The 12,767-nt window shown below is 33.8% G+C and carries 12 protein-coding genes and 1 pseudogene; 8 read left to right on the top strand and 5 right to left on the bottom strand.

All coding sequences use genetic code 11. The annotated features are described in order from the left end of the window. Nucleotides 1-223 precede the first annotated feature (223 nt). Entirely contained in the window at nucleotides 224-2,947 is a 2,724-nt protein-coding gene (locus AC061C_RS12475) for an ATP-binding protein (RefSeq protein WP_478291437.1), read from the top strand. Here the strand turns inward: AC061C_RS12475 and AC061C_RS12480 are convergent. Continuing rightward, nucleotides 2,925-3,110 carry a hypothetical protein gene (locus tag AC061C_RS12480; RefSeq protein ID WP_478291438.1) on the bottom strand — a complete coding sequence of 62 codons (186 nt, stop codon included), beginning with the start codon at nucleotides 3,108-3,110 and terminating at the stop codon, nucleotides 2,925-2,927. The two genes, AC061C_RS12475 and AC061C_RS12480, sit on opposite strands and share 23 nt — an antisense overlap. Before the next feature lie 186 nt (nucleotides 3,111-3,296). Continuing rightward, entirely contained in the window at nucleotides 3,297-4,649 is a 1,353-nt protein-coding gene (locus AC061C_RS12485; protein ID WP_478291439.1) for a serine hydrolase domain-containing protein, read from the bottom strand. Between the two features lie 194 nt (nucleotides 4,650-4,843). Here AC061C_RS12485 and AC061C_RS12490 point away from each other — a divergent pair, with 194 nt between their 5' ends. From AC061C_RS12490 to AC061C_RS12520, 7 genes and pseudogenes are all read left to right on the top strand, one after another. Then, nucleotides 4,844-6,058, top strand: a complete 1,215-nt coding sequence (locus tag AC061C_RS12490; protein ID WP_478291440.1) for an aminotransferase class V-fold PLP-dependent enzyme — start codon at nucleotides 4,844-4,846, stop codon at nucleotides 6,056-6,058. Nucleotides 6,059-6,070: 12 nt separating this feature from the next. Continuing rightward, a complete protein-coding gene (locus AC061C_RS12495; protein ID WP_478291441.1) occupies nucleotides 6,071-6,505 on the top strand; it encodes a hypothetical protein in 435 nt (144 codons plus the stop codon). Between the two features lie 23 nt (nucleotides 6,506-6,528). Beyond that, nucleotides 6,529-6,948 carry a SufE family protein gene (locus AC061C_RS12500; RefSeq protein ID WP_417967638.1) on the top strand — a complete coding sequence of 140 codons (420 nt, stop codon included), beginning with the start codon at nucleotides 6,529-6,531 and terminating at the stop codon, nucleotides 6,946-6,948. Nucleotides 6,949-7,018: 70 nt separating this feature from the next. Next, nucleotides 7,019-7,426: pseudogene (locus AC061C_RS12505) on the top strand (GxxExxY protein). 72 nt (nucleotides 7,427-7,498) lie between these two features. After that, on the top strand, nucleotides 7,499-7,822 hold the full coding sequence (locus tag AC061C_RS12510; protein WP_309756135.1) for an SUF system Fe-S cluster assembly protein: 324 nt from the start codon (nucleotides 7,499-7,501) through the stop codon (nucleotides 7,820-7,822). A 67-nt stretch (nucleotides 7,823-7,889) separates the two neighbouring features. Next, entirely contained in the window at nucleotides 7,890-8,402 is a 513-nt protein-coding gene (locus tag AC061C_RS12515) for a DUF2480 family protein (protein ID WP_478291442.1), read from the top strand. Nucleotides 8,403-8,451: 49 nt separating this feature from the next. After that, nucleotides 8,452-9,300 carry a DUF3078 domain-containing protein gene (locus tag AC061C_RS12520; RefSeq protein WP_478291443.1) on the top strand — a complete coding sequence of 283 codons (849 nt, stop codon included), beginning with the start codon at nucleotides 8,452-8,454 and terminating at the stop codon, nucleotides 9,298-9,300. Nucleotides 9,301-9,712: 412 nt separating this feature from the next. On the opposite strand, the gene AC061C_RS12525 is transcribed toward AC061C_RS12520, so the two are convergent. The 3 genes from AC061C_RS12525 to AC061C_RS12535 form a co-directional block, all read right to left on the bottom strand. Next, a complete protein-coding gene (locus AC061C_RS12525; protein ID WP_478291444.1) occupies nucleotides 9,713-10,111 on the bottom strand; it encodes a hypothetical protein in 399 nt (132 codons plus the stop codon). Nucleotides 10,112-10,486: 375 nt separating this feature from the next. After that, entirely contained in the window at nucleotides 10,487-10,891 is a 405-nt protein-coding gene (locus tag AC061C_RS12530) for a response regulator (RefSeq protein WP_478291445.1), read from the bottom strand. 64 nt (nucleotides 10,892-10,955) lie between these two features. After that, on the bottom strand, nucleotides 10,956-12,527 hold the full coding sequence (locus tag AC061C_RS12535; protein ID WP_478291446.1) for an ATP-binding protein: 1,572 nt from the start codon (nucleotides 12,525-12,527) through the stop codon (nucleotides 10,956-10,958). Between the last annotated feature and the right edge of the window lie 240 nt (nucleotides 12,528-12,767).

A 12,767-nucleotide genomic window follows, 5' to 3' on the forward strand; every position in this document is an offset into this window, starting at 1 on the left:
TCAAAAATACGGGATTCTAAGGCTCTTTTTATTTTAGACTTTCGGATAGCAGTGTTATGCACTAAATGATGGGGGTTGTCTAATGCTAGGAAAGTCAGAAACGATTGGGTCATCTGGACATTTGTTTGGAGTTACGAATAAAAAATATAAATTTTATTGCCGAAAAAATTATTCAAGATTAAATACCATTTCCAATTTAAACTCAAGAACAGCAAACAGTATTATGCCCAATAAAAATAGCAGTCCGGCTCGAATCCTTAAAAAAACGAACAGCCCGGCAAATGGAACTATTGGTTTAGCTTTCGATACTGTATTGCTCGAAAATTATGTTCCTGCAAGTGTTATAGTTAATTACGACTTAGACATCCTTCAATTTAGAGGAACTACGTCACTATATTTGCAACATTCTTCGGGCAAAGCCAGTTTTAATATTTTGAAAATGGCACATCCAGAAATCACATTTGAGTTGCGAAATGCCATTCATAATGCCATTAAAACCGAACAAACGGTTGTAAAAATAGGTATTGAAATGAATCGTGATAAAAATGAAAATGCATATAGAATCGTTAATTTAGAAGTTACACCCATTACCATTGAAGGCGAAGAACCTTTATTGGTTGTGGTGTTTACGGGTCAACAAGTTTCAGAAGTTGAAGAAGATCCCATAAAATCCTCCCAAAATATTTCTGTTGCCAAAGACCGGCGCATTAAAAAACTAGAAGAAGAATTGGTAGCCGCAAGAGCCGATATGGGATCCATAATTCTCGACCAAGAATCTAGTAACGAAGAATTGCAAAGCTTAAATGAAGAAATTGTTTCTAGCAACGAAGAGCTACAAAGTTTAAATGAGGAACTAGAAACATCTAAAGAAGAGATAGAATCTACAAACGAAGAACTTACAACAAGTAATCAAGAATTGCAGGCTCGTAACCAACAAATAGAAGAATTATATTCTTATTCTGAGGCGATTATATCAACCATTCACGAACCCATGCTTATTCTTGATAAAGACATGAAGATTCGTACTGCGAATAAATCTTTTTGCTCAACCTTTCATGTGTCTGAACAAGAAAGCGTGGGAACATTACTTTATAAATTAAATAAAAATCAATGGAATTTTCCTGGATTACGAGAACTTCTTGAAGAGATCGTGACCAATAATGTACGTTTTCATGATTTTGAGATTGATCATACTTTTTCAAATATCGGACATAAAATATTATTGTTAAATGGACATAAAGTAAGTCAACCAAGCAAAAACGAAGAGCTAATTGTACTTACTATAATTGACATTACTGCAGCAAGAAAACTAGCTTTGGCAACTCGAGAAAATGAAATAAAAATTCGTGAAATTCAATTAGAAGCCGAAAAAGAAGCCCTGAAAATCATGGAAGATAGCAACAAACGCTATGATATGATGCTTATGCAATCGCCGTTTGCCTTTGCTATTTTGAAAGGAAAAGATATGAAAATTACACTTGCCAACGATAGTGTAAAAAAACTTTGGGGTAAAGGAAATGACATAGAAGGAAAATCATTGTTTGATGTTTTGCCAGAAATTTTAACGACCGCATTTCCTAGTTTATTGAATGAAGTATTTACCACAGGAAAACCATTTAATGGATATGAACATCTTGTATCGCTTTTACGACAAGGAAAAATGGAAGATGTATATTTCAATTTTGTATATCAGCCTTATTTGGAAGCTGACAAAACCATTTCGGGCGTTACGATAATTGCTTACGAAGTCACTAAGCAGGTGCATTTGAAAGACCAATTAATAGAAGCCATTGCCAATGCGGAGCACAAAGCAAAAATTGCTGAAAATGCACTAAAAGCCAAACAACAATTTTTGTCTAACATGAGTCACGAGATTCGAACACCAATGAACGCTATAATTGGATTTACAAATGTGTTGCTTAAATCAGAATTAAACAACCAACAAAAAGAATGTGTTAACGCCGTTAAAACCTCTGGGAATTCTTTAATTGTAATTATAAATGACATTCTTGATCTTGCCAAAGTGAATGCAGGAAAAATGAATTTTGAAGAAAATCCACTCAATTTAAACCAAACAATTTGCGAAATTTTTCACTTATTTGTCGTTAAATGTGAGAAAAAGAAAATAGAATTAGTAAAAAATATTGACAACGCTATTCCAAAAATAGTTTTAGGTGACGACATTAGATTGCGACAAATATTTTTGAATTTAATAAGCAACGCCATTAAGTTTACAGAGAAAGGAACAATCACTTTAGACATAAAAATTCTTGAACAGAATGCTGAAACAACCACTATAGAATTTGCGCTTACCGATACCGGAATTGGTATTCCAGAAAACAGACTTAACAGTATTTTTGATAATTTTGAGCAAGCATTTGATGCAACGTCCAGATTGTATGGAGGAACAGGATTAGGACTTGCTATTGTTAAACAACTAGTAGAACTTCAAGGCGGAAAACTGTTTGTAAAAAGTATATTAGGAAAAGGCTCTACTTTTGGTTTTTCTATGAGTTTTAAAAACACCACTCTCGAAATGCCAGTTGAATCAGCAATTCAATTAAATAAAAACAATAAACTTACCAATGTAAAAGTATTGGTTGCAGAGGACATGCCTCTCAATCAACTTTTAATAAAAATGATATTAGAAGATTTTGGATTAGAATGTGATATTGCTGAAAACGGGAAAATTGCTATCGAAAAGCTTCAAAACAACACCTATGATATCGTACTAATGGACATTCAAATGCCAGAAATTAATGGCTTTGAAGCTACAGAATTTATCAGAAAAAAAATGAAATCTAAAATTCCAATTATTGCTCTAACGGCAGATGTTACAACTATCGACATCAAAAAATCATTAGAAATAGGTATGAATGATTACATCTCAAAACCAATAGACGAAAAATTATTATACAATAAAATTAATGAATTATTGATGCGCTAAGTCGCTCAATAGTTGAAATGTCAATGCCATAAAAATCAGAAATTGGAGACTTTGTGAATCTGTATTCTTCTTTGAAAAACATACCACTTACACCAATGTATTCTTGAATACCTTCTAAAGTGACTTTATTATTTAGAATGTTTTGCCGATTAATAGCCGACAATGTTAAATATTTTTTCAAGAACAAAAATTAATACTAACTAGTATTGTTTCCCTTACTTATGAGGGAAACAATTTTTGAACGCTTGATTTTATTGGGGTTTACGCAACTTAAAAATAGGTTCAAAAACTATTTCATTGCAGTTAGCGAAAAAATAATTAGTCCAATTACGAGACGTAAAAAGTTTGTTTATTTGATTTTCCCCAAACTCCCCACAATCCCTTTTAACATTCCATTGAAATCAAATTCAGGTTCTTCTTTCAATCCCATTCGTACAATCACTAAATCAAGCGACGGAATAATTGCCACCATTTGCCCTTGAAAACCACTACAGTGATACATGTCTCTTGGTACATCTGGGAAATGTCCACCTGCATTTAGCCAAAAATGCCCTCCATATCTTCCCTCAGATCTATTGGTAGGAGTTGTGGTGTATTTTACCCAGCTTTCATTAAATACTTGTTCCCCGTTCCAGTACCCTTTATGCAAATACAGCAAGCCAAACTTAGCCCAATCCCGAGTAGTTGCCCAACCGTAGGACGAGCCCACATAATTTCCTGCCATATCAGTCTCAACCACCATAGAATTCATACCTATTTTATCGATCAAATCCGTGTACCAAAAATCTAAATATTCTTGATGTGTTTTGAACTGCTTGCGCAAAATACCGGAAAGCAAATTTGTAGTTCCAGAAGAATAATTCCATTTCATATTGGGTTTATATTCTGCGGGTTTTTCTAATTGCGCTCGAGTCATGTCTTCGGCTTGAAAAAGCATTGTTGTAGCATCACAAATAGAAGCGTAATCTTCTATCCATTGTAAACCAGAGTTCATGTGCAGCAAATCGCTTGTGGATATCAATTTTCGGCTGTCATTTTTCCATTCAGGAATAGGAGCTGGCGCATTAATGTCAAATTTTCTTTGCTTTTCTAAAACTCCAAACATTGCACTTGTGATACTTTTGGTCATGGACCAACCTAATAATTTACTGTTTTTATCAAAACCAGTGTCGTACTTCTCTGCAATGATTTTATCCTTATAAATTACTAAAAGCGAACGTGTTCTTTTTTTGACTTGCCCTTTTACATCAAAAGCATTGGCTACAGCCGCATTTAGTTTTTCATAATTCACATTGGCGAAAGCTGTGTCCTTAGGCTCTTTGTTCCCAAACGGAAAAGGTAAATTGTTGTTCAATTTTGTTCTTTTGGGAACCAGATACGGTTTTGAAACATCAAAATCATCATTGATTAAGGTGGCGCCCAACCCTTCGCGGTAAATTGCTTTTCGTTCTTTTAAACCATAAACCGAAGCTGATGCATACTTTTCTGCAGCATTGATGGTGTTTTTGGCTAAATCAATCATATCGATATCATTGTCCCCTTTTTCAATTATTTCCTGTGAACGATTATCTAAAAAATGACCAGACGCCATACTTTTGGCTGAAAAGCCTGAAATTAAATCTAATTTTGGATAGGTTGTGAATCCAACATACAGTATTCCGACCAAAATTACGAGGACAACAAACTTGAAGAGTTTTTTCATAGCGATTTAATTTGAAGCAATTTAATAAAAAGGAATCACATTTTTAAACTAATTATGGGACGAGAAAATGAGGTTTAATTAACAACTGTTTGTTAAAAATTAATTCGATTTTCACTACTTTTGTGTTTAGAAAAATTCTAAATAATAGAGTCCAATTCATCTATTCGTTTTCTAGAAAATAAAAAAACCACTACATGTTAGACATTAATAAAATTAGAGCCGACTTTCCTATTCTTTCCCAGAAAGTAAATGGAAAACCGCTGGTTTATTTTGACAACGGAGCGACCACACAAAAACCACAAGTGGTGATTGATGCCATTTCAAAATACTACCAAGAAATCAATGCAAATATTCATCGTGGCGTGCATACGTTGAGCCAATTAGCAACGGATGCCTATGAGGAATCTCGTAAGAAAATTCAAAATCATATCAATGCTAAATTTGCTCATGAAGTATTATTTACATCAGGTACCACACACGGAATAAACGCTATAACCAATGGTTTTGCCTCTATTTTGAAAGCTGGCGATGAAATTTTAGTATCGGCATTAGAGCACCACAGCAATATTGTTCCTTGGCAAATGCTAGCCGAAAGAACTGACGCTGTTCTAAGAGTGATTCCAATGAATGAAAATGGGGAGTTAATCATGTCAACCTACGACCAATTACTTTCTGATAAAACTAAAATTGTAACGGTCAATCATATTTCAAACGCATTAGGAACGATCAATCCCGTAAAATATATGATTGATAAAGCACATGCTGTTGGCGCAGCCGTTTTGATAGATGGTGCACAGGCTGTCCCGCATTTAAAACCAGATATGCAAGCTTTAGATTGTGATTTCTACGTTTTTTCGGGACACAAACTATGTGGGCCAACGGGTACCGGAATTTTATACGGGAAAGAAGAATGGTTGAACAAATTACCTCCATATCAAGGTGGTGGAGAAATGATCAAGGACGTTAGTTTTGAGAAAACAACCTATGCGGAACTGCCTCATAAATTTGAAGCAGGAACGCCAAATATTGCTGGCGGAATTGCACTAGGAACTGCCGTTGATTACATGAATGAAGTGGGTTTTGAAAACATTCAGCAGCAAGAAAACGAATTGCTTGCCTATGGAACAGCACGTTTATTAGAAATTGAAGGTTTAAAGATTTATGGCACTGCCGCAGAAAAAACTTCCGTAATTTCGTTTAATATTGAAGGAATTCATCCGTATGATATTGGCACCATCATTGATAAACTGGGAATTGCGGTGCGCACAGGTCATCATTGTGCCCAACCCATCATGACTTTCTTTGATATTCCTGGGACAATCAGGGCATCGTTTGCTTTCTATAACACCAAGGAAGAAATTGATCAGATGGTAGCCGCAGTCAAAAAAGCACAAATAATGTTATCTTAAAATTTTATTCTTATGAAAATACTATCTATTTTGTTCCTTACTATCTTTTTAGGCAACGGCTGCGATAGTGCCAAAGCGCAAGATATGGAAAACGCTATTATTGAGTATACGGCCAATACCCGAGGATTTTATCAAAAAATAATAGTAAAAGACAAGACTGTCACTATATCCAAAGATCGAGATGGACGAGATCAAGCGACGCCCATAAAAATCAATGAGGCTGACTGGAAAGAAATAGTAACTTATTTTGATACGGTAGAAATAGAACAATTGTCAAAATTTAAAGCCCCAAGTGAAAAAAGGTTTCATGATGGCGCGGCAATTGCCAATTTGAAAGTTACATACAAAGGCAAAACCTATGAAACTACAGATTTTGATCATGGCTTTCCACCAAAGGAAATACGGCAATTTGTTGCTAAAATAAATTCATTTGTTACAGAGGAATAATACCAAAATTAAATCAGCCTGCAATGAAAATTAAAGAAATACAAGACGAAATAGTTGATGAATTTTCCATGTTTGACGACTGGATGGAGCGATACGAATACATTATTGAATTAGGTAAAAAACTGCCAATTATAAAGGACGAATTCAAAACCGAAAACAATATCATCAAAGGATGCCAATCGAAAGTGTGGTTGCAAGGAGAACAAACAGACGACAAAATTGTTTTCACAGCAGATAGCGATGCTATTTTAACCAAAGGAATTATTGCGATTTTAATTCGGACTTTCTCCAATCAAAAAGCTTCGGACATACTAGAAGCAGAAATGGATTTTATTGACCAAATAGGGTTAAAAGAACATCTATCACCTACCCGTGCCAACGGACTGGTTTCGATGATCAAAAATATAAAAATGTATGCCTTGGCATTCGACGCGAAGAACTAATTTACGAACCAATTCTTTTAACCATATAAGATATCTAAGGTCATATAAGTCAGGATAAAACAGAAAATTTATGACCAAAACATATTTAAAAGATTTAATTTATCAGGTTAATGGTTGTGCTATTGAAGTACATAAGCATCTTGGCCCTGGCCTTTTAGAAAGTGTTTATCATACTTGTTTGAAAAAAGAATTAACAATTAGAGGTTTTGGATTCCATACCGAACTGATTATACCAGTTAATTACTAAGGTTTAGATCTTGAAACAGGATTAAGGTGTGATTTATTAGTCGAAAAAAGTTTAGTTATAGAACTAAAAGCAGTAGATAAAATACTGCCTATCCACGAAGCTCAAATATTAACCTATATGAAACTATTGGAAGTTCCGATCGGATTATTAATCAATTTCAATGTAACACATATTTTTAAAGAAGGACAAAAAACCTATGTCAATGAAAGATATAGATATCTAGAAGATTAAACGAATAACTTAAATGACCTTATATTCCTTATATGGTTTAAAAAAATTAATAAAAAATAAATTGTTAATAAAATGGAACAAGAAATAGACACCAATGAACTAGGAGAATCAATTGTAAAAATATTAAAAACCATTTACGATCCAGAGATTCCTGTAGATATTTACGAATTAGGATTAATTTACGATGTAATGGTTAATACCGATTATGAAGTAAAAATCCTGATGACCTTAACATCACCCAACTGCCCAGTAGCTGAAAGTTTACCACGAGAAGTCGAAGACAAAGTAAAATCGATTGCAAGTGTAAAAGATGCTGAAGTCGAAATCACTTTTGATCCGCCTTGGAGTAAAGATCTGATGAGCGAAGAAGCAAAATTAGAATTGGGAATGTTGTAAAATTTGTTTCAGGTTTAAAGTTTAAGGTTGAGCAACTTTAAACTTTAAACCTTTTAAACTTTTCAATATGGAAGAAATAATAAATAAAGTTGCGAATAGTATACTAGAAGTTTTCGATCTCGAGGATTATTATCCCTCAGGGCTACGAGCACAAATAGATATTTCGCAGTGGCTTTTAGAGGGTTTTTTATTACGCGAGAAAGACTTTCGAGAGGCGCTTAAAAATCACGATTGGTCGCAATACCAAGATCAATATGTAGCGATTCATTGCAGTACCGATGCGATTGTTCCAACCTGGGCATCTATTCTAGTTGCGATACAATTAGCGCCATTTGCAAAGAAAATCATCAACGGAACCATAGAAGATCTTGAAGCGTCATTATACCAAGAACTTTTGCCAAAAATAGACTTCTCCGTGTACCAAAACAAACCGGTGATTATAAAAGGATGCTCTAGGAAACCTGTTCCTATGCGGGCTTATGTTTTGGCTGCACAGTACTTACACCCATTTGCCAAAAGCATTATGTATGGCGAAGCGTGCTCTGCAGTGCCCTTGTACAAATCGACCAAGAAAGACTAATTTATTGCAATTATTTTATACTTTAGTTGAAGATTTTAAAATGAAAGTCATGAATAAAATAGCCTTTTCTTTCGTATTGCTTTTTACCCTACTTTCTGCTGCTGCACAAGAAACAGCAACAGACACCCTAAAGTATTGGACCAAAAAAGGTAACATTTCGTTACTTTTCAATCAATCTGCTTACAACAAGCAATGGTTGGGTGGTGGAACATCAAATGTTGCAGGGAATTTTGGACTAAATTATGACTTCAATTATAAAAAAGATGACGTTGTTTGGGATAATAAACTGATTCTAGCCTACGGTTTAACCAAAATAAAAGGAGATGAAAAAATAGCTAAAACTGATGACCGATTGGAGCTAAATTCGCTATACGGGAAGAAAGCAAACGGACAGTGGTATTATTCTATGTTTTTTAATTTCAAAACACAAATGGATACCGGTTTAGATAAAAATATGACCAAAATATCCCATTTTTTCTCACCCGCTTATTTTCAATTAGGACCCGGAATGCTTTGGAAAAAAAATGATAACCTAAGTGTGAATTTTTCACCAGCAACAGCAAAACTGATCGTTGTTCATCCTCATTTTACAGAATTAAGTCCCTCTTTTGGCGTAAAGCAAGGCGATGCAACACGATTTGAGTTTGGAGCCAGTATTTCAGCATACTACAAGTTTAATATCATGACCAACGTATCAATTGAAAACCGCTCTAATTTATATTCTAATTATTTAGACAAACCACAAAATGTTGATATCGATTACCAGATGAATGTTATTATGAAAATCAATAAATACATGTCAGCTAATGTAGCGGTGCAAGCCATTTATGACGACAATTCAATACAAGCCGTTCAAGTTCGAGAAGTTTTTGGATTAGGAGTTAACTACGGATTTTAATAATAGTTCTATTGTACCAGAAATCCCTTTTGAAATAGTTTTCAAAAGGGATTTCTTTGTGATGTAACATCTTTAAATTGACCCATTTTAGCCCTCAGCGTAACAAACATTACAATTTGTTTTTCAATTTTAAAAGACGAATGGCAAATAATTACAACATGACCTTGTGTGATATTTAATTATTTGTTTATTGTTATGGTTACAGTTTGCAAAATACACTAACAATTACTGCATATCAGCGCGGTTGGGTACAAAATCCCCATGACATTCTCTGTCAAAAATTTACGACAAGTGCACAGTAATCATTTACTTTTAATCGGTTCTCCCGTTAAAAAACGAGACAAGCTGTTCAGCATGAGTTTTATTGTTCGTAATGCTTACGCAACGAAACCTAACTGTTGGCTGTGGTTTTTCATCTTCGCTCAAAATAGATATTTCCAAATTCGAGTTTTAAAATAAGATTTTCAACATCTAGAAATTCAATTTCAGCATCATCAGCTAAAACACCCTTTTTTGACAAATCATTTTTTTGAGTTAATGTTTTTCCATCGTTTGAAATTTTATAACTCCCATTTTTTGATACAGAATTGGTTCCAGCTTTGTTTGTAGTAAATTTTCCATTTAGATTAAAACACACAATAGAGTTTTTAAATTGCTGAATTAGTCCTTCTGAAAAATCATATTTAGCATTAAAATCTATTTTTTTAAATGTCCAACAACCCAATATTTTTTCTGCATTAGTTTTTTGAGCTACACAGTTTATCGTTGAGAAAACAAAAAGCGTGAAGATAATTATTTTTAGATATTTCATTTTTAAATGTATAAGTTTTGAAAATCGTAGGTAAAGTCAATCTGTGAAAAAACTTGTATTAAAAGAAGATTTTTCGTATTTTTTAGTATACAAGACATCATAGGTATTTCTCGTCAACAACTGCGTTTTTCAAGTTTATAAGATACTATCAGTCCCGATAACCAGCTACGATATATAGTGGCCTTTGTTGAATATGTTGATCGCTCTAAGCTCGATTTTACAGAAAAACGCTCAAGACTCTGGGTAGTCCGAGTTTTAATAGAAGGTGTTTCTAAAGCTTTATGAATACGGGCGTCTCAACGGAGTTAGAAGCGGTTAAAATCTAGAAATGGAATCCGTGTTGCAATTGGTTTAAAAATGATGTGAAAACAAAACTCAATTAAGGATTTCTAAAATAACTTCCATTATGTTTTGGCTTGATATCGGCTTTACCAAATAACCTGACAATGCGCTAATGCTTTTAGCTTTTAAAACATCTTTTTCATCAACAGATGAACTCACCATATAAATCACTACTGTTTTAGGCATCATAGGCTTGATAAGTAGGTATTCCTCCAAAAACTCCCACCCATCCATAACTGGCATGTTTATATCTAAAAATAGAACGTCAGGAATGTTTTCCTTATTTCCCATCTCATCCTTTAGGAAATTAATTGCTTTCAGCCCATTTGAAAACACGATAATCTTATTTACTAGGTCAGTCTTTTTCAGCAAAAGTGATGTAGTAAACTGATAGATATCATCATCATCTACAATGCAAAAAGTTTCAATCTTTTTCATAAATGTTTTTTAAGAAATATTCACAAGTCTACTTCAATTTATTTTACAAAATTAAAACATTTTTTTAAATTAAAGAATTATTGACATTGAAGTAGATAATAAATTTTGTCCCTTGATCTACTTTACTTTCAGCATAAATAATACCTCCCATTGTTTCGACTTGATTTTTAGTGATGAACAGGCCTGTACCTTTCGCATCAGGATGGTCGTGGAATGTTTTATTTAGCCCAAAAAGTTTTGCTCCATGCTTATCTAGATCAATACCTATTCCGTTGTCTTGGCATGTTAAGGTAATCATTCCATCTTCATCGATGTACGATTTAAATATAATTTGCGGTGCTCTTTTAGGCGATCTATATTTAATCGCATTAGTCAATAAGTTTAAAAAAATGCTTTCGAGGTAAACTTTTGGATAATTAATTTTCTCACAAGCATTGAAATCGTAAGTAATAGTAGAATCCGTTTCCTTAATCTGCATTTCCAGATTGATGATATGCTTCGATACAATATCTTCAAAGAAAAGTTCTTCTTTCGGTATTTCAGTATTTTGGCGTATTCGCACAACATTCGTCAAATCCGTTACTGTGTTAGAAAGATTTTCAAAGGCGATATCGATTTTTTCAATAAACATATTTCGCGTAGCATCATCGGTCTCGTCTTTTAGCAGATTTAACAAAGCGGCTAAATTAGCAACTGGTGATCTTAAATTATGTGAAACGATATACGTAAAATCTTCTAATATCTTTCTCTTTTTCTCTATCCGATCTGCCAAAAGCTCGAGATTATCAATATTACTTTTAAGTTCCAACTCATACAGTTTCTGTTGCGTAATGTTTCTGGTTATTGTTAAGACATCCTCAGGCATTTCACCCGCTAGATTATCAAGTGGTATTATTGACAGTTGAAAATAGTTATTTTGATTGCTATTAGTATGCGTTTCAAATTCAAACGTTTCGGTTTTATTTGTTTTGAAAACAGATTCTACGTGGCGAATGAATGATTCATTTATCTGGTTATCACCTTCCCCTTGAACGTCCCGCATATTCTTACCAATAATATTTTCAGATCCCAAATCCCGAACTTTACTAATCGATTCATTGATAAATTGATAGGTTAAATTTTTGTCTATGCGCGTAATGATATCCGGATTACTATTTACCAGTGTCTTAAATTGGTTCTCACTAATCGATAACTTTTGATAGGCAATTGCTAAGTCATTCGTTTGTTCTTCAATGATTAGCTGCAAATCTGCGGGCGATCGATATTGCAATGCTTTTGGAAGAAAACGGTAAAGCACAAAAACAGTAATCCAAGATATCAATGCGGTCATGCTTAAAACTACTGCATTTAGCCGGTATAACGGAAACCAAAATATAATAGCGTCTACAAAATGCGTCGTACCGCAAAAAAAGATAAAGAGCATAAAGCATATGAACACCCTATTAAATATTCTTTCTTTCCTATTTTTAACAAATTTATACAAGAGTATCGGGATAGAAAGGTAGGCTAATCCAGTGGCGATATTTGCCATAATGTAAAACCAACCAAGCGTCTCTGACCATTGCCCGCAAATCCATCGAGGCATAAAGCCATCAGAACTGAAAATATTTTCTACGATTTCAAAAATTTCATCCATATTACTTATATATTTTTTTGTGCTATCAGCACTCTATTCTCGACGCGTTTAGTGCATAACTTACCATTTCCTAAATAATAGTTTTGTGGCTTGCCAATACCGTTAGTTTTTCTAAAAACCTCTAAACAAACACTATTGGGTTACTATAGAAAGTAAATATATGTGATTTAAACTACAATAAAAATTCTTTTTTGGGAAAGTCACTTTATGCAATTGAAAAAAGCAGCGCTCAAAAAACGT

It is taken from the genome of Flavobacterium sp. GNP010, from assembly GCF_056428945.1.

Bases quoted from the DNA above. Each gene is read 5' to 3' on its own strand.
- AC061C_RS12525 (WP_478291444.1), bottom strand. From the start codon at position 10,111: ATGAAATATCTAAAAATAATTATCTTCACGCTTTTTGTTTTCTCAACG.
- AC061C_RS12500 (WP_417967638.1), top strand. From the start codon at position 6,529: ATGAAAATTAAAGAAATACAAGACGAAATAGTTGATGAATTTTCCATG.
- AC061C_RS12520 (WP_478291443.1), top strand. From the start codon at position 8,452: ATGAATAAAATAGCCTTTTCTTTCGTATTGCTTTTTACCCTACTTTCT.
- AC061C_RS12495 (WP_478291441.1), top strand. From the start codon at position 6,071: ATGAAAATACTATCTATTTTGTTCCTTACTATCTTTTTAGGCAACGGC.
- AC061C_RS12515 (WP_478291442.1), top strand. From the start codon at position 7,890: ATGGAAGAAATAATAAATAAAGTTGCGAATAGTATACTAGAAGTTTTC.
- AC061C_RS12485 (WP_478291439.1), bottom strand. From the start codon at position 4,649: ATGAAAAAACTCTTCAAGTTTGTTGTCCTCGTAATTTTGGTCGGAATA.
- AC061C_RS12475 (WP_478291437.1), top strand. From the start codon at position 224: ATGCCCAATAAAAATAGCAGTCCGGCTCGAATCCTTAAAAAAACGAAC.
- AC061C_RS12510 (WP_309756135.1), top strand. From the start codon at position 7,499: ATGGAACAAGAAATAGACACCAATGAACTAGGAGAATCAATTGTAAAA.
- AC061C_RS12535 (WP_478291446.1), bottom strand. From the start codon at position 12,527: ATGGATGAAATTTTTGAAATCGTAGAAAATATTTTCAGTTCTGATGGC.
- AC061C_RS12490 (WP_478291440.1), top strand. From the start codon at position 4,844: ATGTTAGACATTAATAAAATTAGAGCCGACTTTCCTATTCTTTCCCAG.
- AC061C_RS12530 (WP_478291445.1), bottom strand. From the start codon at position 10,891: ATGAAAAAGATTGAAACTTTTTGCATTGTAGATGATGATGATATCTAT.